The organism is Brevundimonas naejangsanensis DSM 23858 (assembly GCF_000421705.1).
GTDB lineage: Bacteria > Pseudomonadota > Alphaproteobacteria > Caulobacterales > Caulobacteraceae > Brevundimonas > Brevundimonas naejangsanensis.
In genome coordinates, this window is sequence record NZ_ATXN01000005.1 from 135,619 (window position 1) to 156,094 (window position 20,476).

At 68.4% G+C, this 20,476-nt stretch carries 24 protein-coding genes; 17 read left to right on the plus strand and 7 right to left on the minus strand.

Annotation, left to right across the window (positions count from 1 at the left end):
* Positions 1 to 12 precede the first annotated feature (12 nt).
* The 10 genes from ctaD to H556_RS0111765 all read left to right on the plus strand — a co-directional run bounded on the left by ctaD (position 13) and on the right by H556_RS0111765 (position 9,237).
* Positions 13 to 1,659, plus strand: coding sequence for a cytochrome c oxidase subunit I (gene ctaD / locus H556_RS0111720; RefSeq protein ID WP_024354607.1), 1,647 nt, complete (start codon positions 13 to 15; stop codon positions 1,657 to 1,659).
* Between the two features lie 63 nt (positions 1,660 to 1,722).
* Complete coding sequence (gene cyoE / locus H556_RS0111725) at positions 1,723 to 2,700, plus strand: heme o synthase (protein ID WP_029673570.1); 978 nt, start codon at positions 1,723 to 1,725, stop codon at positions 2,698 to 2,700.
* Positions 2,701 to 2,706: 6 nt separating this feature from the next.
* Complete coding sequence (locus H556_RS0111730; protein WP_024354609.1) at positions 2,707 to 2,964, plus strand: hypothetical protein; 258 nt, start codon at positions 2,707 to 2,709, stop codon at positions 2,962 to 2,964.
* The gene (locus tag H556_RS0111735; RefSeq protein ID WP_024354610.1) at positions 2,961 to 3,524 is read left to right on the plus strand and encodes a cytochrome c oxidase assembly protein; all 564 of its coding nucleotides are present in this window, start codon (positions 2,961 to 2,963) and stop codon (positions 3,522 to 3,524) included. The genes H556_RS0111730 and H556_RS0111735 overlap by 4 nt, the downstream gene beginning before the upstream one ends.
* Before the next feature lie 54 nt (positions 3,525 to 3,578).
* On the plus strand, positions 3,579 to 4,457 hold the full coding sequence (locus H556_RS0111740) for a cytochrome c oxidase subunit 3 (protein WP_024354611.1): 879 nt from the start codon (positions 3,579 to 3,581) through the stop codon (positions 4,455 to 4,457).
* Positions 4,458 to 4,549: 92 nt separating this feature from the next.
* Positions 4,550 to 4,882, plus strand: coding sequence for a DUF983 domain-containing protein (locus H556_RS15730; RefSeq protein WP_035302999.1), 333 nt, complete (start codon positions 4,550 to 4,552; stop codon positions 4,880 to 4,882).
* On the plus strand, positions 4,879 to 5,589 hold the full coding sequence (locus tag H556_RS0111750) for an SURF1 family protein (RefSeq protein ID WP_024354613.1): 711 nt from the start codon (positions 4,879 to 4,881) through the stop codon (positions 5,587 to 5,589). Before H556_RS15730 ends, H556_RS0111750 begins: the two co-directional genes overlap by 4 nt.
* Before the next feature lie 65 nt (positions 5,590 to 5,654).
* Complete coding sequence (locus tag H556_RS0111755) at positions 5,655 to 6,875, plus strand: M16 family metallopeptidase (RefSeq protein WP_155802484.1); 1,221 nt, start codon at positions 5,655 to 5,657, stop codon at positions 6,873 to 6,875.
* 33 nt (positions 6,876 to 6,908) lie between these two features.
* Positions 6,909 to 7,559, plus strand: a complete 651-nt coding sequence (locus H556_RS0111760; RefSeq protein ID WP_415288355.1) for a GNAT family N-acetyltransferase — start codon at positions 6,909 to 6,911, stop codon at positions 7,557 to 7,559.
* 10 nt (positions 7,560 to 7,569) lie between these two features.
* Positions 7,570 to 9,237: a putative bifunctional diguanylate cyclase/phosphodiesterase gene (locus tag H556_RS0111765; RefSeq protein ID WP_024354616.1), complete on the plus strand. Its 1,668-nt coding sequence runs from the start codon at positions 7,570 to 7,572 to the stop codon at positions 9,235 to 9,237.
* Positions 9,238 to 9,268: 31 nt separating this feature from the next.
* Here the strand turns inward: H556_RS0111765 and H556_RS0111770 are convergent, their stop codons facing one another.
* Positions 9,269 to 9,850: a YqgE/AlgH family protein gene (locus H556_RS0111770; RefSeq protein WP_024354617.1), complete on the minus strand. Its 582-nt coding sequence runs from the start codon at positions 9,848 to 9,850 to the stop codon at positions 9,269 to 9,271.
* Between the two features lie 133 nt (positions 9,851 to 9,983).
* On the opposite strand from H556_RS0111770, the gene H556_RS0111775 reads away from it, so the two are divergent.
* Together H556_RS0111775 and H556_RS0111780 are read left to right on the plus strand one after the other, a co-directional pair.
* Positions 9,984 to 10,472, plus strand: a complete 489-nt coding sequence (locus tag H556_RS0111775) for a peroxiredoxin (protein WP_024354618.1) — start codon at positions 9,984 to 9,986, stop codon at positions 10,470 to 10,472.
* Between the two features lie 51 nt (positions 10,473 to 10,523).
* Complete coding sequence (locus H556_RS0111780; protein WP_024354619.1) at positions 10,524 to 10,940, plus strand: very short patch repair endonuclease; 417 nt, start codon at positions 10,524 to 10,526, stop codon at positions 10,938 to 10,940.
* Here the strand turns inward: H556_RS0111780 and H556_RS0111785 are convergent.
* The 5 genes from H556_RS0111785 to H556_RS0111805 form a co-directional block, all read right to left on the minus strand.
* On the minus strand, positions 10,937 to 12,829 hold the full coding sequence (locus tag H556_RS0111785; protein ID WP_024354620.1) for an ATP-binding protein: 1,893 nt from the start codon (positions 12,827 to 12,829) through the stop codon (positions 10,937 to 10,939). The genes H556_RS0111780 and H556_RS0111785 overlap by 4 nt on opposite strands.
* A gap of 64 nt (positions 12,830 to 12,893) precedes the next feature.
* Positions 12,894 to 13,931: a quinone-dependent dihydroorotate dehydrogenase gene (locus tag H556_RS0111790; RefSeq protein ID WP_024354621.1), complete on the minus strand. Its 1,038-nt coding sequence runs from the start codon at positions 13,929 to 13,931 to the stop codon at positions 12,894 to 12,896.
* A gap of 14 nt (positions 13,932 to 13,945) precedes the next feature.
* Positions 13,946 to 14,299: a DUF952 domain-containing protein gene (locus tag H556_RS0111795; RefSeq protein ID WP_024354622.1), complete on the minus strand. Its 354-nt coding sequence runs from the start codon at positions 14,297 to 14,299 to the stop codon at positions 13,946 to 13,948.
* Positions 14,300 to 14,302: 3 nt separating this feature from the next.
* Positions 14,303 to 14,794, minus strand: coding sequence for a SixA phosphatase family protein (locus H556_RS0111800; protein WP_024354623.1), 492 nt, complete (start codon positions 14,792 to 14,794; stop codon positions 14,303 to 14,305).
* Between the two features lie 10 nt (positions 14,795 to 14,804).
* On the minus strand, positions 14,805 to 15,575 hold the full coding sequence (locus H556_RS0111805) for a class I SAM-dependent methyltransferase (RefSeq protein ID WP_024354624.1): 771 nt from the start codon (positions 15,573 to 15,575) through the stop codon (positions 14,805 to 14,807).
* Between the two features lie 226 nt (positions 15,576 to 15,801).
* Between H556_RS0111805 and gloB the strand changes: the two genes are divergently transcribed.
* Entirely contained in the window at positions 15,802 to 16,533 is a 732-nt protein-coding gene (gloB, locus tag H556_RS0111810) for a hydroxyacylglutathione hydrolase (RefSeq protein ID WP_024354625.1), read from the plus strand.
* A gap of 42 nt (positions 16,534 to 16,575) precedes the next feature.
* Here the strand turns inward: gloB and H556_RS0111815 are convergent, their stop codons facing one another.
* The gene (locus H556_RS0111815) at positions 16,576 to 18,018 is read right to left on the minus strand and encodes an aldehyde dehydrogenase family protein (RefSeq protein ID WP_024354626.1); all 1,443 of its coding nucleotides are present in this window, start codon (positions 18,016 to 18,018) and stop codon (positions 16,576 to 16,578) included.
* Between the two features lie 165 nt (positions 18,019 to 18,183).
* On the opposite strand from H556_RS0111815, the gene H556_RS0111820 reads away from it, so the two are divergent.
* The 4 genes from H556_RS0111820 to H556_RS0111835 are packed head-to-tail and all read left to right on the plus strand — an operon-like array spanning position 18,184 to position 20,475.
* Positions 18,184 to 19,128 (plus strand): CsgG/HfaB family protein, encoded by a 945-nt coding sequence (locus H556_RS0111820; RefSeq protein ID WP_081650948.1) that lies wholly within the window; start codon positions 18,184 to 18,186, stop codon positions 19,126 to 19,128.
* Positions 19,125 to 19,433, plus strand: coding sequence for a hypothetical protein (locus tag H556_RS0111825; protein WP_024354628.1), 309 nt, complete (start codon positions 19,125 to 19,127; stop codon positions 19,431 to 19,433). The genes H556_RS0111820 and H556_RS0111825 overlap by 4 nt, the downstream gene beginning before the upstream one ends.
* On the plus strand, positions 19,430 to 19,798 hold the full coding sequence (locus H556_RS0111830; protein WP_024354629.1) for a DUF4810 domain-containing protein: 369 nt from the start codon (positions 19,430 to 19,432) through the stop codon (positions 19,796 to 19,798). Before H556_RS0111825 ends, H556_RS0111830 begins: the two co-directional genes overlap by 4 nt.
* A complete protein-coding gene (locus H556_RS0111835; protein WP_024354630.1) occupies positions 19,795 to 20,475 on the plus strand; it encodes a GNA1162 family protein in 681 nt (226 codons plus the stop codon). Before H556_RS0111830 ends, H556_RS0111835 begins: the two co-directional genes overlap by 4 nt.
* Position 20,476: the final 1 nt, after the last annotated feature.

Here is a 20,476-nt window from a genome sequence, read left to right on the forward strand (position 1 = left end):
GAGCCCAGACCGATGGCCACCGCAGCTGTTCACGATCCGCACGACCACAAGCCGGGTTTCTTCACCCGCTGGTTCCTGTCGACCAACCACAAGGACATCGGGCTTCTGTACCTGATGTTCGCCATCTTCACCGGCCTCATCGGCGGCGCCCTGTCGGGCCTGATCCGCTGGGAACTGGCCGAGCCGGGCATCCAGCTCTTCAAGGAAGGCACCTTCGTCCAGTATCTGGGCCTAGTTGAGGCTTCCAAGCACGGCTATAACGCCACCGTCACGGCGCACGCCCTGATCATGGTGTTCTTCGTCGTCATGCCGGCGACGATGGGCGGCTTCGGCAACTACTTCATCCCGATCATGATCGGGGCGCCGGACATGGCCTTCCCGCGTCTGAACAACATCTCCTTCTGGCTGATCTTCTTCGCCTTCTGCCTGCTGATCCTGTCGATGTTCGTCGACGGCGGGCCGGGGCGCGGGTTCGGCGGGGGCTGGACCTCCTATCCGCCGCTGTCGACCATGGGTCACGCAGGGCCGTCGTTCGACCTGGCGATCTTCTCGCTGCACGTCGCGGGCGCTTCGTCGATCCTGGGCGCGATCAACTTCATCACCACCATCTTCAACATGCGCGCGCCGGGCATGACCCTGCACCGCATGCCGCTGTTCGCCTGGGGCGTGCTCATCACCGCCTTCCTGCTGCTGATCTCGCTGCCGGTTCTGGCGGGCGCCATCACCATGCTGCTGTCGGACCGTAACTTCGGCACGTCGTTCTTCGACCCTGCCGGCGGCGGCGACCCGGTGATGTACCAGCACCTGTTCTGGTTCTTCGGCCACCCCGAAGTGTACATCATGATCCTGCCGGGCTTCGGCATGATCTCGCACATCGTCTCGACCTTCTCGAAGAAGCCGATCTTCGGCTACCTCGCGATGGCCTACGCCATGGTCGCCATCGGCTTCATCGGCTTCATCGTGTGGGCGCACCACATGTATACGGTCGGCATGAGCGTGAACCTGCGCGCCTATTTCGTGGCGGCGACCATGATCATCGCCGTGCCCACGGGCGTGAAGATCTTCAGCTGGATCGCCACCATGTGGGGCGGCTCGATCACCTTCAAGACGCCCATGCTGTGGGCGATGGGCTTCATCTTCCTGTTCACCGTCGGCGGCGTGACCGGCGTGGTCCTGTCGAACGCCGGCATCGACTACAGCCTGCACGACACCTACTACGTCGTGGCGCACTTCCACTATGTGCTGTCGCTGGGCGCCATCTTCTCGATCTTCGCCGCCTTCTACTACTGGTACGAGAAGATGTTCGGGGTGAAGTACAACGAGTTCCTCGGCCAGGCGCACTTCTGGATCATGTTCATCGGCGTGAACCTGATCTTCTTCCCGCAGCACTTCCTGGGCCTGCAGGGCATGCCGCGTCGTTACGTCGACTATCCGGAAGCCTTCACCTACTGGAACCACGTTTCCTCGGTGGGCTATGTCATCACCATCGTCGGCGTCGGCGTCTTCATGGTGATGCTGCTGGAGTCGGCCATCCGTCGCCGCAAGGCCGAGGCCAACCCGTGGGGCGAAGGCGCCACCACGCTGGAGTGGACCCTGTCCTCGCCGCCGCCGCACCACCAGTTCAACGAACTGCCGGTGGTCAAGGCGGACAACCACTGATCCTTATCGGATAGACTCGGAGAGGCCGCCCTTCCGCAACCGGAAGGGCGGCCTTTGCTCTTTATGACCATGACCGATCACCACGCCCGCGAGACCCCGCTCGTCACCAGCGCCCAGCCGGAAGATTTCTTCCAGCTGCTGAAGCCGCGCGTCATGTCGCTGGTGGTGTTCACCGCCGTCACCGGCCTGATCGTGGCTCCGGGGCGGCTGGACTGGATCAACGCCATTGTCGCCATCCTGTGCATCGCCGTGGGCGCAGGCGCGGCCGGCGCGCTCAACATGGCCGTCGAGGGCGAGACCGACGCCCTGATGCGCCGCACGCGCGGCCGTCCGGTCGCCGCCGGACGCGTGCGCAAGAACGACGCCATCGCCTTCGGCATGGTGCTGTCGGTCTTCTCGGTCATGCTGTTGGGCATGACGACCAACTGGCTGGCGGGGGGGCTGCTGGCCCTGACCATCGTCTATTACGCCTGGCTCTACACCCTGGTGCTGAAGCGCCGCACGCCGCAGAACATCGTCATCGGCGGAGCGGCGGGCGCCTTTCCCCCGGTGATCGGCTGGGCGGCCGTGACGGGCGACGCCCCGTGGCAGGCCTGGCTGCTGTTCCTGATCATCTTCACCTGGACGCCGCCGCACACCTGGGCCCTGGCCCTCTATTCGGCCGGGGATTACGCCAAGGCGGGCATTCCGATGATGCCGGTGGCGCGCGGCGCCAAGTCCACCCGCCTGCAGATCCTGCTCTACACCCTGGTCTTCGTGCCGGTGGCGATCGCCCCGGCGCTGACGGGACTGGGCGGGCCGATCTATCTGGTGGTGTCGATCGTCGGCGGCGTGGCCTTCCTGGGCCTGGCGCTGCGGCTTTATCGCTCGCGCGCCGGCGATCAGCCCGACAAGGCCGAGGCCGTGGGACGAGAGGCCGCATTGTATGACGTCAGGGCCGAGGCCAAACCGGCCCGCAACCTGTTCGCCTTTTCCATTCTATATCTTATGGCGCTGTTCTCAGCCCTGCTGGTCGAGCACCTGCCTGGCGTTGGAGGCTAAACCCCTATGTCCCAACTCAAATACGTCAAACTGACCGATGAGCAGGTCCGCGCGCGCAAGCGCCGCAATGTGGCGATCGCCCTGGGCCTGCTGGGCTTCATCGCCCTGGTTTATCTGGTCACCCTGTCGCGGATGAGCGCCAACAACGAGGCGCGCAAGGCGGCCGAGGCCGAGGCTCTGGCGACGCTGGAGCGGGCCGATCCGGCCCTGCCGCCCCCGGTCCAGCCGGACGCTCCTGGCGCTACGGAGGCAGCCCAGCCGTGACCAAGCAGAACAAGGTCGCGATTCTGTGCGCGGCTCTGGTGCTGGCGATGACCGGCGCGGCCTTCGCGGCGGTGCCCCTCTATCGCATCTTCTGTCAGGTGACGGGCTTCGACGGCACGGTGAAGAGGGCCGAGGCGGCCCCGACGCAGATCCTGGATCAGGAGGTGCTGATTCGGTTCGACACCAATGTGCGCGACCTGCCGATGACCTTCCGCGCCGAAACGCTGAGCCAGAAGGTGCGGATCGGCGAGACCGGCATGGCCTATTTCGAGGTGACCAACACCTCGAACCAGACCCTGCACGCCACGGCGGCCTATAATGTCGTGCCCGAGCGGGCGGGGCCTTATTTCCAGAAACTGCAGTGTTTCTGCTTCGAAGGTCAGGAAATCGGGCCGGGAGAGACCCGTTCCTTCCCCATTCAGTACTTTGTGGCCCCGGAACTGGCGACCGACCCTGAGGTCAAGGGCGTACGCCAGATCACGCTCAGCTACACCTTCTTCCCGACGAAGGGCTTCCAGCAGGCGGCTGCGAACGACTCTGCTGTTGGCAAAGCCGGATAGCGGGGGCTATAGCCCTCTTCAAACATTCTCGCCTTGATTACAGAGACTCCAGGAATGGCCGACGCGCACGCGAAACCGCAACACGACTACCACCTGGTCGACCCCAGCCCGTGGCCGCTGGTCGGCTCCTTCTCCGCCTGCGTCATGTTCGTCGGCGCCGTCGTGTGGATGAAGGGGCTGTTCGGCCTCGAAGCCGGCACCAAGTGGATGTTCTTCGTCGGCCTGGCCGGCGTCCTGTTCACCATGTTCTCGTGGTGGTCGGATGTGGTGAAGGAAAGCCGCAAGGGCGACCACACCCCCGTCGTGGGCATCGGCCTGCGTTACGGCATGGTGCTGTTCATCGCTTCGGAAGTGATGTTCTTCGTCTCCTTCTTCTGGATGTTCTTCGACATGGCGATCTTCAATGAATCGCGTGCGATCATCCCGGAGGTCGGCAACTGGATGGACACCGCCGCCGCCTGGAAGACCTGGCCCCCGACGGGCGTCGAACTGCTGGATCCGTGGAGCCTGCCGCTCATGAACACGGTCATCCTGCTGCTGTCGGGCACGACCCTGACCTGGGCGCACCACGCCATCATCGTCGGCGACCGCAAGGCCGCCAAGATGGGGCTGCTGATCACCGTCCTGCTGGGCCTGCTGTTCACCGGCGTTCAGGCCTATGAGTATTACCACATCCTGCACGGCCACCTGTTCTTCAGCGAAGACGCGGCCCAGGCCAAGCTGTACGGTTCGATCTTCTTCATGACGACGGGCTTCCACGGCTTCCACGTCGCGGTCGGCACCATCTTCCTGGCCGTCTGCCTGCTGCGCCTGCAAGCCGGTCAGATGTCGCCGCAGAAGCACTTCGGCCTCGAAGCCGCCGCCTGGTACTGGCACTTCGTCGACGTGGTGTGGCTGTTCCTGTTCGTCTTCATGTACGTCGTCTTCGGTTGATCGAACACGACGGACAAGTCGAGCTTTCGTCGGCGCGGGGCCCCAGGTCCCGCGCCGATTTGCTTGTCTGGCCCGCTGTGCGTGCAGGGCTGATGGGGCGCTGTCCCGCCTGTGGGCGCGGGCCGCTGTTCGAGGGCTTTCTGAAGCGCCGCGCGTCCTGCGAGGCCTGCGGCTTTGATCTGGGCGCGGTCGAGACGGGCGACGGCGCGGCCACCTTCATCATGCAGATCGCCGGCTTTCTGGTCGGGTTTTCGGCCCTGGCGGTCGAGATCGCCTTCAGCCCGCCGATCTGGCTGCACCTGATCATCTGGCTGCCGCTGACGGCGGGTCTGGCCCTGGCCTTGATGCGGCCGGGAAAGGGGTTGATGACGGCGCTTCAGATGCTGCGTCAGCGCAGCGATGATTCACCCCGAGAGACCCGATGACCGACGCCGCCCGGCCTCGTTTCCCCATTGTGCTGACCGTCGTGGCGGTGCTGGCGCTGGCCCTGCTGCTGACCCTGGGCGTGTGGCAGGCGCAGCGGCTGCAATGGAAGCTGGACCTGATCGCCCGCTCCGAGGCCGCCGCCCGCCAGGCGCCGGTTCCGCTTGAGAGCGTGCTGGCGCTGGAGGATCCCGAGTTCCGTCAGGCGATCGTGACCTGTCGCGGTCTGAACACGGCGCCCTTCGTCGAGCTTCAGAGCATCGAGGACGGCGACGCCGGCGTGCGATTGATCTCGGCCTGTCCGGTCGAGGGGCGCGGCATAGTGCTGATCGATCGCGGCTTCGTGCCCGACGAAGTCTCTGACCGACCCGCGGTTCGCGCCGATGCGGCCATGCCGGTCGTGATCGCGGGCGTGGTGCGCCGGGCGCCGGAGCCCAACGCCCTGACGCCGCCGCCATCGGGCAAGCTCTTCTACGGCCGTGATCGGACGGCCATGGCGCAGGCTCTGGGGGTGACCGGAATGGTGTCGCCCTACACCGTCTATGCGACGACCTCGGCCAATCCCGAGCTGACGGCGTTGCGGCCCGTGGCGCCGCCCGCCGCCTTCAGCAACAATCACCTGGGCTACGCCCTGACCTGGTTCGGCCTGGCGGCGGTGCTGGTCGGCTTCTATGCGGCCGTGATGGTCCGCCGTTACCGTTCTTCCTGAGGACAATCGATCTGACTGCTCGCCTTCACACCCTCTCCAACGGCGTGCGCGTCGTGTGCGACCCCATGCCCGGCCTGCGCACCATCGCCGTGACCGTGGCCGTCAACGGCGGCGCCCGCATGGAGGACGAAGCCCGGTCCGGCTGGTCGCACCTGCTGGAGCATCTGGTCTTCAAGGGCGCGGGCGACATGGGGGCGCGCGAGATCGTCGAGCGCATCGAGGCGGAGGGCGGCTCGATCAACGCCGCCACCGGCTATGAACGCACCAGTTTCGACATCCGCGCCCTGAAGGGCAGCCTGCCGCTGGCCATGCAGGTGCTGTCCGACCTGGTGTTCCGCCCGACCCTGGCGCCCGAGGAGATCGAGCGTGAGAAGGATGTGGTGGCCCAGGAGATCGCCGAGGCCTTCGACACCCCCGACGACCATGTGTTCGAGATGGCCCAGACGCGCGCCTTCGTGGGGCAGTCGCTGGGGCGGCCGATCCTGGGCTCGATCGCCAGCCTGGCGCCGGTCGAGCGTGAGATGATCGGCGACTGGCGCCGACGTCTCTATTCGCCCGACCGCATGGTGGTGGCCGTCTCGGGCGAGGTGGACGAAGACGAGCTTCTGCCGCTGGCCGAGACCTGGTTCGGCCATCAGACGGCGACGCCGACGGAAGCGCTGCCGCCGGCCGTCTTCGTCGGCGGCGAGGCGCGGCTGACGCGCAAGATCGAACAGGCCAATCTGGTGTTCCAATTGCCGACTATCGGCGCGCGCGACGAGCGGCTGCCCGCCCTGCGCCTGTTCACCGAAATCCTCGGCGGGGGCATGGCCTCGCGCCTGTTCCAGAGCGCGCGCGAGGATCGGGGTCTGGCCTACGCCATCGACGCCTATCACGAGACCTATGACGATCTGGGGCTGCTGGGCGTCTACGCCGGGGCGGCGGCCGAGCGGTCGACGGAACTGGCCGAAGTCTGCGCCGCCGAAATCCTGGACCTGGCCGAGCGGGGGCCGACGCCGCAGGAGCTGGCGCGCGCCAAGGCGGTGCTGAACGCCAGCCTGTGGATGGCGGATGAAAGCCCGGCCAGCCGCGCGGGGCGGAACGCAGGACAGACCCTGGTGTTCGGGGCGCCGGTCTCGTCCGAGACGACGGCGGCCCGCATCGAGGCTCAAGGCGCCGAGGATCTGCGCGCTGTGGGGCGGGAAATGGCGGCGGCGGGCCGTTCGGCCAGCGCCGTACTGGGGCCGCGCGCAGCGGGTGGGGCGGGCGCCGCCTTCCGCGCCGCCATGTCCGCAGCCGGAGCCTGACGCTATCTCTGCAACCGGCGGCTGACATCATCTTTGTTACCGGCGGCTGACGCCGGGGCCGCGACGCGCTATCCTGATTTCATGGCCCTGTTCGACTGGATGGCCGAGGCGACCGGACCGGTCCTGAACGGGCAGGGTGTCGTGCTGCGTCCGCCGCGCCCCTCTGACTATATGGCGTGGGCCTCCCTGCGCGAGGAGTCGCGCGCCTATCTTCAGGCGTGGGAGCCTGCCTGGCCCGAGGACGACCTGACCCGGGCCGCCTTTCGTCGCCGGCTGGGCGTCTATGCGCGCGAAATGGAGCTGGGCACGGCCTGGCCCCTGTTCATCTTTGATGGCGAGGACGAGGCCCTGTTGGGCGCGGTCACCCTGTCCAACATCCGGCGCGGCGTCGCCGAGACAGGGACGCTGGGCTATTGGGTCGGCCAGCCGCATGCCGGGCGCGGGGTCGGCACGCGGGCCGTGCGCGCCATGCTGACCTACGCTTTCGGGCCTCTGAAGCTGCACCGGGTCGAGGCGGCGTGTTTGCCGACCAACTATCCCTCGCGCCGGGTGCTGGAAAAGGCGGGCTTTCGTCATGAGGGTCTGGCGCGGGCTTATTTGAAAATTAACGGCCGCTGGGCAGATCATCTTCTGTTCGGCGTTTTGAACACCGAGTTCGCGCCGACCCTTCCTCAGCCAGTTTAGCGGGTACGCTTTGAGTGCAAGATCCAGAGCGTTGACGTGGGATCCCACCACGGCCATCGAAGCCTTGGCTGCGGCGGACGCCGCTCTGTGGATATGGACGCCCGCCGAGGATCAGATCCGTTTCACCGGGGCCACCCGGCCGCTGGGGCTGGGGCCGCTGGCGCCGCAGTGTTCGGGCGCGGCCTTCACCGCCCTGACCATGCCGCAGGACCGCGCCCTGGCCGACCGCCTGCTGAAGCCGCAGGCCGAAGGGACCGAGATCGCCGTGCGCCTGCGGATGCGCGGGTGCGAGACCTGTCTGTGGCGCGGCGTCTGGCTGGAGGACGGACTGCGCGCGGCGGGCATCGTCGCCCTGGAAACCAAGTTCGCAGGCGCCGACCGGGATACGCTGACCGGATTGCTGGATCGGCGCACCTTTCTGGTTCGCGTGGCGGAAACCCTGGCGCAGCCGGGGGACTATGAGGTGGTGGTCGGCGATCTGGACCGCCTGCGCCGCCTGAACGAGGCCCTGGGGCACGAGCGGGCCGATCTGGTGTTGTCGGCCCTTGGGTCGCGGTTGTCGGCGGCTTTTTCCGAAGACTGCTCCCCCGCCCGGATCGGCGAGGACGAGTTCGCCGTTCTGGTGAAGCGCGGGGGAACCGGCGGGGGCGAACGGATGCGCGAGGCGCTGGAGCAGCCGCTGCGCATGGCCGGTTTCGACATCTACCCCACCGTCTCCATCGGCGCGGTGACGGCTGAGGGCGGTCCGGACGCCCCGGACCCTGCCGAACTTCTGCGCCGCGCCGAATTGGCGGTCGAACAGGCCAAGACGGCCGGGCGCGGCGGTGCTGCGGCCTATGGCCGGGCGCTGGAAAGCGACAGCCTGTCGCGTCTGGCGTTGGAGGCGGACCTGCGCAACGCCCTCGTACGGGGCGAAATCGAACCCTTCTTCCAGCCGATCGTGAACCTGAACACCGGCGCCGTGGCCGGGTTCGAGGCGCTGGCGCGCTGGCGCCACCCCCGGCGCGGTCTGGTGCCGCCGGACGAGTTCCTGACCCTGGCCGATGAAATGGGCCTGATGAACGAACTGGGCCTGCTGATGATGACCCAGGCGGCGCGTCAACTGGACGAGTGGCTGACCCGCCATCCGAACGCGGGGCGGCTGTTCTGCAGCGTCAACCTGTCGGTCGGCGAGATCGAGCGCCCCCATCTGGTCGAGGACGTGGCCCGCATCATCAAGGAGACGGGCCTGCCGCGCGGCGCCCTGAAGCTGGAGGTCACCGAGGGCGACATCATGCGCGACACCGCCCGGGCCGCCGAGGTGCTGAAGGCCCTGCGCGAAGCCGGGGCCAGCCTGGCGCTGGACGATTTCGGCACGGGCTTCTCGTCGCTGTCCTACCTGGCCAAGCTGCCGTTCGACACCCTGAAGATCGACCGTTACTTCGTGCTGACGATGGACAAGGACGAAGGCTCGGCCAAGATCGTCAAATCGGTCGTCAACCTGGGCCGCGATCTGGCGCTGGAAGTCGTGGCCGAGGGGGTCGAGAACGCCGGGCTGGCGCAGCTGCTGCTGGCCGACGGCTGCCACTACGGCCAGGGATTCGGCTATGCGCCCGCCCTGCCGGCGCAGGAGGCCGAGGTCTATCTGAACGAGTCCCTCGCCGACGGCGTCGCTCCGATCAAGGGACGCTCGGCGTAAGAAAACCCTCTCCCGGCGGGAGAGGGTCTTTTCAGGCCCGGCCGCTCTGGCTGGACAGGCGGGCGGCGTCGACGCCGAGGCCGGCCAGGGCGCGGCTCCATTTGGTGTCGTAGTCGGTGTCGAAGATCAGGGCGTCGTCGGCTTCTGCGGTCAGCCAGACGTTTTCGTTCAGCTCTTCCTCCAACTGACCCTCGCCCCAGCCCGCATAGCCCAGCAGCAGGATCGACTGGCGCGGGCCTTCGGCGTCGGCCATGGCGGTGAGGGCGTCGCGGGTGCCGGTCAGGGCCAGCCCCTCGCCGAAGCTGAGGCTGGTGTCGTCGCTGATCCAGTCGTCGGTGTGCAGGACGAAGCCGCGCTCGCGCTCGACCGGGCCGCCGATCAGGACATGGCGCCCGCGCACGCGGTCGTCGGTCGGCGTATCCAGCGTTTCGAGCACATCGGCCAGGGAAACGCCGGGCGCGGGCTGGTCCAGCCGCACGCCAAGGGCGTGGTCGTCGTCGTGGGCGCAGATCAGGATGACGGCGTGCCGGAAACGGTCGTCATCGATGCCGGGCATGGCGACCAGCAGACGTCCGGTCAGAGAGGAGGCCGCCGGGGAGGAGGAGGTCTTCATGCCCCTATCATCGGTGTGCGGGCCGCAGTGCGCAAGACGGTCGCCGCCTCGACGCTTGGCGTTCGGGCCGGGGCTCTCTATCTGAACCTCATCGCGCTCCGGATCGTCCGGGCCGACATCCGGAGACCCCGACATGACCCTTTCGATCGGCGACCGCATTCCCGAGGCGACCCTGACCACCATGACCGCCGAGGGCCCCAAGCCGGTCACGACGGCCGAGCTGTTCGGCGGCAAGACCGTCGCCCTGTTCGCCGTGCCGGGCGCCTTCACCCCGACCTGCTCGGCGCGCCACCTGCCGGGTTATGTCGACCACCGCGCCGACCTGGCGGCCAAGGGCGTGGACACCGTCGCCTGCGTCTCGGTCAACGACGCCTTCGTCATGGGCGCCTGGGCCCAGGCCAATGATCTGAACGGCGCCGACGACATCGTCATGCTGGCCGACGGCAACGGCGACTTCACCCGCGCGGTCGGCCTGACCCTGGACGCCAAGGGCTTCGGCATGGGCGAGCGTTCGCAGCGTTACTCCATGCTGGTCAAGGACGGCGTGGTCGATCAACTGAACATCGAGCAGGGCGGCGAGTTCAAGGTGTCCGCGGCCGAGCACCTGCTGGCCCAGCTGTGATTCCCGGCGTCGCCCGCCGCTGGTCGGCCCGCCGCGCGCGGGGCTGAGGCGGTGGGCGACGTCTTCACGCCCGAACAACGCAGCGCCGTCATGCGGCGCGTGAAAGGCCGGGACACCGGCCCGGAGATGAAGGTCCGCCGCGTCTTGCGGGCCGCCGGGATCGGCTATCGCCTCGGCGGTTGCGGCCTGCCGGGGCGGCCGGATCTGGTGATGAAGGGGCGAAAGACGGTCGTCTTCGTCCACGGCTGTTTCTGGCACGGCCACGACTGCCCGCGCGGCGCCCGCCAGCCCAAGGGCAACGCCGATTACTGGATCGCGAAGATAGACCGCAACCGCACCCGGGACGCTCGCGTGGCCGACGAACTGACGGCGGCGGGCTGGCGCGTCCTGACCCTGTGGGAATGCGACCTCAGACAGCCGGGTTGGGAAGAGCGCCTGATCACGGCGCTGCGCCCGGAAACAGCCTAGGCTGCGGCCTCGGCGTCCGCTTCGTCTTGGGCGGCGGCGTCCAGAGTGCGGGATAGGGCGTCCAGCAGGGCGGCCGGGGTCAGGGGCTTGGATACGAAGGCGTTCATGCCCGAGGCCAGGCAGGCGCTCATGTCTTCCGGCTCGGTGTCGGCGGTTACGGCGATGACGGGAACGCCAGCGTTCGGGCCGCCGCCCTTGCGCAGACGTCGCGTGGTCTCGCGACCGTCCAGTTCCGGCATCCGCACATCCATGAAAACGACGTCGAAGACCTGGCCCTCGCATGCCTGAAGCGCGGCCAGGCCGTTCTCGGCCATGACGATCTCGCAGTCGAAGGCCTGCAGGATCAGCTGGATGGCGCGCCGGTTGATGGCGTGATCGTCGACGACCAGAACGCGCAGAGGCCGGGCGTCCGCCGCATCGTCCTCGAACGCAGGCGGCGAAGGCAGGGGCTGCGAAGGCGGGGCTACAGGAGCGATGTTCGGCGGGGGAGCCAGCGGGTCAAGGCGGGCGGACGCGGCCAGCGGGGTGATCGGCTCATCGCGGATGTCGTCTGCGGCCGCATCGCGCCGTCCCTGAGGCAGGCTCAGGGCCACGGTGAACTGGGAGCCGCAGCCGGGTTCGCTACGCACCGTCAGGCGCCCGCCCATCAGTTCGATCAGGTCGCGGCTGATCGCCAGTCCGAGGCCGGAACCGCCGAAGCGGGCGGCGACGCCGTCCCTGGTCTGGTCGAAAGGCGTGAAAAGACGTTGGAGTTGGCCGGGGCTCATGCCGCGCCCTGTATCGGCGACGTCGATCAGCAGGGCGTAGGCGCCCTCGTCGTCCATCCAACTGCGGACCTTCAGCGTCACCGTGCCGACCTCGGTGAACTTCATGGCGTTGGAGATCAGATTGTTCAGCACCTGGCGCAGGCGCATGGCGTCGCCGCGCACCCAGCGGGGCGTCTCGCGCGCGCCCTCCAGCCGCAGTTGAAGACCCTGGGCGCGGGCCTGGCCCTGCCACAGCCTTGCGGTCTGGGCCAGCATCAGGCGCAGGTCGAACTCGTTGCTCTCGACGTGCATACGGCCTGCGTTCAGCCGTGCGTGATCGAGCAGGTCGTCCAGCAGGGCCTTCATCATCAGCCCGGCGTCCTCGATCAGGGCGATGTGCTGTCGCGCGGCGGTCGAAGGCGCGGCGGCGCGCAGATAGTCGGCGCCGGTCAGGATGGCGCTGATGGGCGTGCGCAGGTCATGGCCGACGGCGGCCATGAAGGCGCTGCGTTCGGTCATGGCGGTCTCGACCTGGCGACGTTCCCGTTCGGCTTCGGCCAGGGCGTGGCGTTCGGCCAGCATGGCGTTGCGCAGGCGCGCGCGCGTGTTGAAGCAGAACAGGGCGTAGCAGAAGACGCCGATCGCCACGGCGATGATCAGGGACCGCTCGGCCCCCCACAAGGCCATGAACATGGGCGTCAGGGCCATGAAGACGAGCTGGGGCAGCACGGTGAAGCTGAACACACGCATGTTGCCGGCCGACATGATCACGGAGTTGATCGAGCCTGCTGAAAGAAGGACGGAGGCGGCGAAACCGCCCATCGGACCGCCGATCAGCCATAGGGGCACGGATAGGAAACCCAGCCAGCCGGCGTTGAGCGCCAGAACGGCGTCCATCGCCAGCCCGCGCCAGCCCTTTGGCGTCTCCTGACGGCCCTGGAGCACGGGCTCGGCCAGCCAGGCCTCAACACCCTGGATCAGGACATAGACGGCCAGCCACCCCATGGCGGGCGCCAGTCCCAGAATGGGGCTGAAGACAAGCGCCGTCGCGCCGCCCGTGACAAGGCGCTGCATCGTCGCCTTGCGACGTTGGCGAATGGCGGGCGCCCACCCGATGTGGGCGTCGGCGATAGTGTCGGACATACGACGTTCCAAACGGGCGCTGGGCCCATTGGTTCATCATCGACCGAGGGTTGCTAATGCTCCGTCAACGGCGGGCGGCGGTCGCCTCGGCCATGCTGGCGAAGCCTTCGGCGCGCAGGCGGGCGGCCAGGTCGCGCTTGATGCGGCCGATCAGGCCCGGCCCTTCATAGATCAGGGCCGAATAGACCTGGACCGCCGAGGCGCCGGCGCGAATGCGGGCGAAGGCGTCCTCGCCACTGGCGATTCCGCCCACCGCGATCAGCGGCAGGCGCCCGTCCGCCGCCTCGGCCGCCGCCTCAAGGGCCTTCAGGGCGAAGGGCTTCAACGGGGCGCCTGAAAGGCCGCCGCTCTCGCCTGCGAATGCGGAACGCAGGGAGGCTGGCCGCTCCAGCGTAGTGTTGGACACGATCAGGGCATCGATGCGGTGGGCGATGGAGGCCTCGACGATCATGCCGATCTCTTCGCCGATCAGATCGGGCGCGATTTTAAGGAAGACCGGAGCGCCGTCGCCGGGGCGGGCCTCATGGATGCGGCTCAGCAGGTCGTCCAGCGCCTCGCGCCCCTGAAGCGCGCGCAGCCCCGGCGTGTTGGGCGAGGAGATGTTGATCGTGAAATAGTCGGCCAGTCCCGCCAGCCTCTTCAGCCCTGCGACATAGTCGGCGGCCTTGTCCTCGGTATCCTTGTTGGCGCCCAGGTTGGCGCCGATGGCGGTGCGGGTCGGGCGCCGGGTCAGACGGGCGGCGAACGGCTCCAGCCCCTCGTTGTTGAAGCCCATGCGGTTGATGATCGCCCGGTCTTCCGACAGGCGGAACAGGCGCGGTTTCGGATTGCCCGCTTGCGCGCGTGGGGTGACCGAGCCGCATTCAACCGCGCCGAATCCCAGCCGCGACAGGCCTTCCAGCGCCTCGCCGTTCTTGTCCAGACCGGCGGCCAGACCGACGGGGTTGGACATCTCCAGCCCCGCGATGACGGTCTTCAGGATCGGGTCGTCGGCGCTGGGGGCGGGCAGGGGCGTCAGCTGCAGGGCGCGGATGGCCAGGCGGTGGGCCGTTTCGGGGTCCATCTGGCGCAGCAGGACAGCGCCCAGGTCGGTCAGGCTCATGCTCATGTTCTGGCTCAGGCGGTCTCTTCGATGATCATGCGGCCGTCGGCGCTGACCGACAGGGCGCGCGCGCCGCGCGTCGCCGCGACGGGCAGGGGGCCGTAGATGTGGGGGAACAGGGCGCCGCCGCGCGACGGCTCCCAGATCAGGGCGTCGCCCAGGGCCGTCAGATCGACCTCAACCAGCATCAGGTCGGTCTGACCGGCGTAATGCTTGGTCGCCGTGGCCTCCAGCTGATCGGCGGCCGACAGGTGGATGTAGCCGTCGGCGAGGTCCACGGCCGAACCGTCATAGCGGCCCTCTGCCAGGGTCGCGCGCCAGTCGGCGCGGCTCAGGATCTTGAAGGCGACGTGGGGCAGGTCGGTCATGGCCTAGAGGGCCTCCGGGGTCAGCCAGCCCTCATAGGAGGGGCGCCCGGCGACATCGACGGCGAAGACAGCCGCCGCCCCGGTGGGGAAGCCGCCGCTCATCTTGTCGAGCACCGACGGGGAGGCGGCGCTCTCGATCAGATATTCGACCGCCAACTGGTGAATGCCGGGGTTATGGGCGATCAGAAGCAGGCAGCCCGCCTCTTCCTCGGACGCCTCGACGGCGCGGCGCAGCACGTCGGCCGAGGCGTTGTAGAGGTTGTCGGACACGCGCAGTTCGACGTCGCCGAAATGCTCGCTGGCTTGATCCCAGGTCTGGCGCGTGCGCCGGGCGCCGGACACCAGGGCCATGTCCGGCTTCAGTCCCCGCTCGGCCAGGGCGCGGCCGACGGCGTCGGCGTCCCGCAGGCCGCGCGGGCTCAGGGCGCGGTCCACGTCGCCGCCGGGCGCCGAGGCTTCGGCCTTGGCGTGACGCATCAGGATCAGTCTTTGCATGAGGCTGGCTTTAAGGCTGTTTGCGCGCGGCGCCCATAGGGTGCGAGGCGGGCGCGTGGTCGCGGGCGGCGGGCGAGGGAGTCAGGGCGGGCCGTCCGGCCAGCACCGTCTGGGCCAGGCCGCGCGGGCGGACGCGGGCGTAGGCCTGGCGCGTGGCCTCCAGCATGATCAGGCCCGCTGCGCCGGGAAACAACTTGGGGCCCACCTGCTCCAGTCCGTCGGCCAGACCCAGAAGCGGGCGCCACGGCGGGACGTACAGGGCCTGGGACCAGGCGACCGGCTCCAGGCCGACCTCGCGCACCAGCCGCTCCAACTGACTGCGGGTGAAGGGGCGGCCGTGGCCGAAGGGGGTGGCCTCGGCGCGGGCCCACAGGCCGCCGCGCGCCGCCGCCGCCAGGATGACGCGGCCCGACGGCGCCAGGGCGCGCACCGCCTCGGTCAGCAGAGCCTTGGGATCGTCCGCCTCTTCCAGGGCGTGGACCAGCAGGATGCGGTCGAAGGTTCCGGCGGCGAAGGGCAGGCGGCGCTCGTCGATCAGGGCGGTGCGGTTGCGCCCGGCCGCCGTCCATTGCTCGGCGCCCTGACCGCCCGGCATGGCGGCGATGACGCGTCGGGCGCCGATGAAGGCGTCCAGCCAGGGGGTGGCGTAGCCCAGCCCCAGCACGTCGCAGCCGTTCGCCTCGCCCCAGGCGTCGTCCAGCCGCCGCGCCAGCATGCGCCGCGCCAGCGCCCCGGTCGGTTCGCCGTAGAAGGTGCGGAGCTCGTCGATGCTGCGGCGCATGGGGGGCAGTATGGCGGATTTCGCGGCGGATGTCGGCTTTCCTGCTTAAAACCGCTCATCCCGGCGGACGCCGGGATCCAGTGAGAGCCGCCATATCTACACTTGAAGGGCGCCCTTCATTCACATGCTGCGTCTTTGGCCAAAGGACTGGGTCCCGGCGTCCGCCGGGATGAGCGGAAAATTATATGTAGGCCTGCTAGGATGCCGCCTGATCGGAGACCTCCCCATGACCCTGACCGTCCGCCAGTTCCCCTGCCTGTCCGACAACTACGGCTTTCTGATCCGCGATGAGGCGACCGGGCTGGTTGCGGCCATCGACACGCCGGACGCCGAGGCGGTCCTGAACGATCTGGAGGCGTTGGGCTGGGGGCGGCTGGACCTGATCCTGAACACCCACTGGCACCCCGACCACACCGGCGGCAACGAACGGCTGAAGGCCGAGACGGGCTGCGAGATCGCCGGGCCGGAGGAGGTGCGCCGCGCGGCGCCGCTGGACCATGTGCTGGTCGATGGCGAGGCGGTGCGGCTGGGCGAGACGGCCTTCGACGTGGTGCTGTCGCCCGGCCATACGCTGGGCCATGTGGTCTATCATGCGGCGGACGACGGCCTGGCCTTCGTCGGCGACGTCATCTTCGCCCTGGGCTGCGGGCGGCTGTTCGAGGGGACGCCTGAGCAGATGTGGGAGAGCCTCAACCGCATCGCCGGCTGGCCCGAGGCGACGACGTTGTACTGCGCCCATGAATATACGGCGTCGAACGCCCGCTTCGCCCTGTCGTTGCCGGACGCCGACGCGGCCTTGCAGGCCCACGCCGAGGCCATCTTCGCCGCGCGCGAACGAGGCGAGGCGACGGTGCCGACGACGGTCGGGGTCGAGCGCCGCTTCAACCCCTTCCTGCGCGCCCACGACGCCGAAGACTTCGCCCGGCGCCGTGCGGCCAAGGACGGGTTCAAAGGCTAGTCGCCGGCGAACCCTCCCCCGCAAAGGGGGAGGGCTTTACTCTTAAGAGGCCGAGTAGCTGGTCTTGATCTGGGTGTAGAAGTCGGCGGCGGCGAAGCCCTGTTCGCGGGGGCCGTAGCTGGACTTCTTCGTGCCGCCGAACGGGACGTGATAGTCGACCCCGGCGGTGGCCAGGTTGACCATGGTCATGCCCGCCCGCGCCCGGCGCTGGAACTCGCGCGCATGCTTGAGCGACTGGGTGACGATGCCCGCCGACAGGCCGAACTCGACGCCGTTGGCGATGGTCATGGCCTCCTCGAAATCGGCCACCCGGATGGTCGAGGCGACGGGGCCGAACACTTCTTCGTTGTTGATGCGGGCGTCGGCCAGGGTGTCGACGATCAGGGTCGGCTGGACGTACCAGCCCGGCTTGTCGAGGTTGAGGCGCTGGCCGCCCGCCACGACGCGGCCGCCGCCGGACGCGGCGATGTCAATGTAGTCATAGGACACATCGCGCTGGGCCTCGGTCACGGCAGGGCCCATCTGGGTGGACGGATCAAGAGCGTCGCCGACGCGTAAGGAGGCGACCTTCTCAGCCAGGGCGGCGACGAAGCGGTCGTGGATGCCGTCCTGAACGATCAGGCGGCTGGAGGCGGTGCAGCGCTGGCCCGTGGCGAAGAAGCTGCCGTCCAGGGCGATGTTCACGGCGCGGTCCAGATCGGCGTCGTCCATCACGATCAGCGGGTTCTTGCCGCCCATTTCCAGTTGGACGCGGGCCTGACGTTTCATCGCCCCTTCGGCCACCCCGGCGCCGACCTTCTGCGAGCCGGTGAAGCTGATGCCGTCCACGTCCGGGTGGGCGACGATGGCGCGGCCGACGTCGCCGTCGCCGATGACCATGTTGACCACGCCCTTGGGCAGGCCCGCCTCATGCAGGATGGCGATCAGGGCCTCGGCCGTGGCCGGGGTCGGGCCGGCGGGCTTGATGACCACGGTGTTGCCGAAGGCGATGGCGGGGGCGATCTTCCAGGCCGGGATGGCGATGGGGAAGTTCCACGGGGTGATCAGGCCGAACACGCCGACCGGCTGACGATAGGTCTGGATTTCGACGCCGGGCCGGGTCGAGGCCAGGTTCTGGCCGTGCAGGCGCAGGGCCTCGCCCGCGAAGAATTTCAGGATGCGGGCGGCGCGGGCCGTCTCGCCGATGCCCTCGGCCAGGGTCTTGCCCTCTTCGCGCGACAGCAGGCGGCCGACCGCTTCGCGGCGCTCCATCAGCAGGGTTCCGGCGCGGTCCAGCACATCCGAACGGACTTCAGGCGAGGCGTCGGCCCAGGGACCGAAGGCGGCGCGGGCGGCGGCGACCGCCTGATCGACCTCGGCGGCCCCGCCCTTGGGGGTACGGGCCACGACGTCGCGCGTGTCGGACGGGTTCAGGCTCTCGCCCGTGCGCGTTCCGGCGACCTTCTCGCCGCCGATCCAGTGCGAAAGCTCAAGCGTGTCGGTCATCTGGTCATCCCCTTGGTTCAGCTTCTGGATTGCCTGACGCGACGGCTGGCGACAAGGCGTCGGCGCCGGATGTTTCTGTTGAATTGGCGCGGGTTTGGCGAAGGGATTGCGCTGAGCGCACCAGACATGTCATGAATAACGCTGATTGGCCGGGGGCGGTTTCAGATGATTTTCCAGCGTGCTTTCGCAGTTTTTGCGGCTCTGGCCGTCTGTGCGCCCGCCTGGCCGGCCACAGCGTTCGCCGCGTCCGGCGCGGTACAGGCCGAGGCGGCGCGGCCGGGTTCAGCGAGGGTGGGGCTGAAGCGTCGGGTGGCGGTCGGGCGCTTCACCAACAGCACGCCCTATGGCCGCCTGTTGCTGTCGCCGGGGCAGGCTGATCCGGTGGCGAGCCAGGCAGGCGACATGCTGGTCAACGCCCTTGTCACGTCCGACCACTTCTTTGTCTTCGAGCGGTCCGATCTGACGGCGCTGAACGCCGAGCGGGTGCTGTCCGAGGCGGACGGTCAGGCGCTGAGCGGAGTCGACGCCCTGCTGCTGGGCTCGATCACCCAGCTGGGCCGCCGCAACGAGGGCAAGCAGGGCTTCCTCAACTCCCAGCGTCGTCAGGCGGTCAACGCCACGGTCGAGATCCGTCTGGTCGACGTGCGCACCGGCCGCGTCTTCTTCACCGCCTCGGGCGCTGGGGAGGCGACGACGGAGACCGGCGAGGTGGCGGGTTTCGGCAGCCGCGCGGGCTATGACTCGACCCTGAATGATCGGGCCATATCGGCGGCCATCGCCGACGCCATGACCAATATCGTCAACCAGTTGCAGCAGCGGGCCTGGTTCACCGACATCCTGCGGGTGTCCGGCCCGACCGTCTATGTCAGCGGCGGTCCCAGCCAGGGTCTGCGCGCCGGCGACCGCTTCCAGGTCGAGACTCCGGGCGAGACGGTGGTCAGCGGCCAGTCGGGCCTGCCGATCACCCTGCCCGGAAGCCGGGTGGCGCAGATCGAGATCACCGGCTTCTTCGGCGACAGTCCTGAGACCGAGGGCGCGACCGCCCGCGTGATCGAGGGCGAACTGCCTGCCGATCCAACCGGCCTGCGGGTCACGGAGATCAGACCATGAAGACGAGCGCGGTCGTGCTGACCGTCCTGTGCGCCGCCCTGGCGACCGGGGGGTGCGTCAAGAACTATCCCACGCGCGAGGCGGTGCAGGGCGCATCCGCAGGCACGCTGAAGCTGAGCAATGCTCCGGCCGACGCCCGCCTGATCGTGGACGGGCGCGATCTGGGATCGGTCGGCGCCCTGGGCGGGGGCGCGGCCCTGACGCCGGGCCGTCATGAGGTCGTCGTCAGTCAGGGCGGTCGGATCCTGCACGCCCAGACGGTGATCGTCGCCGCCGGGACACAGGCTGTGGTGGTGGTGCCGTGAAACGTCTGATCACGATCGTCGCGATGACAGCCCTGAGCGGTGTCGCCGCCTGCGCGCCCGCCACGCGGTTCGAGTGGGGCGCCTATGAGCCCGCGCTCTACGCCTATGCCCAGAACCCCGAGAACCGCGAGGCCTATCGCACCGCCCTGGAGCGCGCCATCGAGGCGGGGCGCAAGCGCGACGCCGTTGCTCCGGGGCTGCTGGCCGAGCTGGGCTATCTGCATCTGCAGGCGGGCGAGACGACGCAGGCCCTGACGCTGTTTCAGGAAGAGCGCGCGCGCTTCCCCGAATCCGCCGTCTTCATGGATCGGGTGATCGTCGGCCTCGGCGGTCAGGCCGCCGTCGCCGGGGGAGAGGCGCAATGATCATCCGCAGACCGCTCGCCGTCGCCGCCCTGGCATGCGCCGCCCTGCTGACGGCCTGCGCCACGGGGCCTGCGCCCAAGAGCTACGCCGCCCTGCGCGCCGAGAATCCGCGCAGCGTCATGGTGGTTCCGGCGCTGAACTCGACCGTCAACGTGGATGCGGCGGACTATTTCGTCTCGACCATTTCCCGGCCGGTCGCCGAGCGCGGCTACTATGTGTTCCCCGCCCATATGGTGAAGGGGGTGCTGGAGGACGAAGGCCTGTCGGATGCTGGTCTGGTGCATCAGGCCGACGCCGCGCGCTTTGGTCCCCTGTTCGGCTGCGATGCGGTGCTGTTCGTCGAAATCCAGAAGTGGGAGTCGCAATACATCCTGATCTCGACCTCGACCAATGTGGCGTTTGAATACACGTTGAAGAGCTGTCGCAGCGGTCAGGTCCTGTGGTCGGATCATCAGTCCATGACCTACAGTCCGCAGGCCTCGAACTCTGGCAATCCGCTGGCCGATCTGTTGGCCCAGGCCATCGTTTCGGCGCTTGAGAAGGCCAAGCCCAACTATATGCCGCTGACCCAGCAGGCCAATCTGACGGCGACCCATACCTTGGGTCAGGGCTTGCCCGCCGGTCCCTATCTGCCGGCCCAGCACCGGCAGGATCACAAGAGCTTTCCGGACGAATAGG